Here is a 1,206-nt window from a genome sequence, read left to right as displayed (position 1 = left end):
CATGCAACGCACTTCCATGCTCCACGCGGCCGTGCTGGCCGCGTTCGCCTCCGCCTCGATGGCCGCCGCGGCCGCGCCGGGGGGTTCTTCCACCCCCGTCACCCCCTCGACCTCTTCCGCTTCGCCGGTCACGACCGCGAAGCCCGCCCCGGTCACGACCGTCACGACCGCGAAACCTGCGGTCTCCGTCACCACGGAGAACTCCTCGCAGCCGCCGGCCGCGGCCTCTTCCTCCGCCTCTTCCTCCGCCGCTCCCGCCGCAAATCCCGCCGCCAACCCGGCGAAGCCCGTCCAGCCCGCGCCCATCGTCAAGATCGACCGCGTGAAGGAGAACCTCAACGCGCTCGCCGCCTTCAACGTCACCGGGCTCTCGTACCTGCAGTGGCGCGCGGAAGCCGACGACGCGCACGAGCGTCTGGGCGACCTGCGTCTTGATGACACGGACGCCGGCGTCTGGGTGAAGGTCCGCAGCGGCGCCCTCAAGATGGCGAACGTCGACGCCGACGCGACGACCGTGATGTTCGGGGCGGACAGGAAAGTCAACCTCATGGGCAAAAACATCTGGGTGGGCGGCGCGCTCTCCTTCACGAACGGCTCCGCCGACCTCGTCGCGCAAAAGGGCAAGGGCAAAGGCGACATGACGACCTTGGCGGGCACCGTCTACGGCCAGTGGCTGTCGGAGGCCGGCAGCTACGTCGACCTCTCCGCCAAGCTCGGTCGCCTCACAACCGAATTCAAGCTCCCGCAGGTGAAGGGCGACCTCACGTCGTCGGCCCTCGCGGTCGCAGTCGAGGCCGGTCACCGGTTCGAACTCGGTTCCGGGGTCTTCATCGAACCCCAGGCCGCCTACTCGTACGCCCACATCTTCTCGGGCGACTACGACGCCGCCGGCCTCAAGGTGAAGCAGTCCGGGTTGGATTTCCAGGTCGCGCGCCTCGGCCTCATGACGGGGATCGCGAACGAGAAGCTCGGGAACGTCTACGCCCGCGTCGACTATCTCTACGAATTCGACGGGAAGTCCTCGACCGCGTTCGGTCTTGAGAACCGCATCGCCAAGGACTTCGGCGGCGGTTGGTACGAAGCGGCCGTGGGCGGCAAACTCGTCCTCACGAAGAACATGCGCGGCTGGGCCGAGGTGAAGCACGCCGCCGGGGGCGACCTCACCATGCCGTGGCGCGCGTCGGTGGGCGTGCGCTGGATGTTCTG

2 protein-coding genes are annotated in these 1,206 nt (G+C 68.2%); one reads left to right on the top strand and one right to left on the bottom strand.

Annotated features, from left to right (window positions below):
* Positions 1 to 312, bottom strand: a 312-nt coding sequence (locus tag HMPREF9440_RS12315; protein ID WP_245523616.1) for a hypothetical protein, incomplete at its 3' end; no start/stop codon positions are given.
* On the opposite strand from HMPREF9440_RS12315, the gene HMPREF9440_RS10860 reads away from it, so the two are divergent.
* Positions 305 to 1,206, top strand: a 902-nt coding sequence (locus tag HMPREF9440_RS10860) for an autotransporter outer membrane beta-barrel domain-containing protein (RefSeq protein ID WP_245523615.1), incomplete at its 3' end; no start/stop codon positions are given. The two genes, HMPREF9440_RS12315 and HMPREF9440_RS10860, sit on opposite strands and share 8 nt — an antisense overlap.

Source organism: Sutterella parvirubra YIT 11816 (assembly GCF_000250875.1).
Classification (GTDB): Bacteria; Pseudomonadota; Gammaproteobacteria; order Burkholderiales; family Burkholderiaceae_F; genus Sutterella; species Sutterella parvirubra.
Note: the sequence above shows the minus strand (reverse complement) of the source record. Positions and strands in the feature narration are given on the sequence as shown.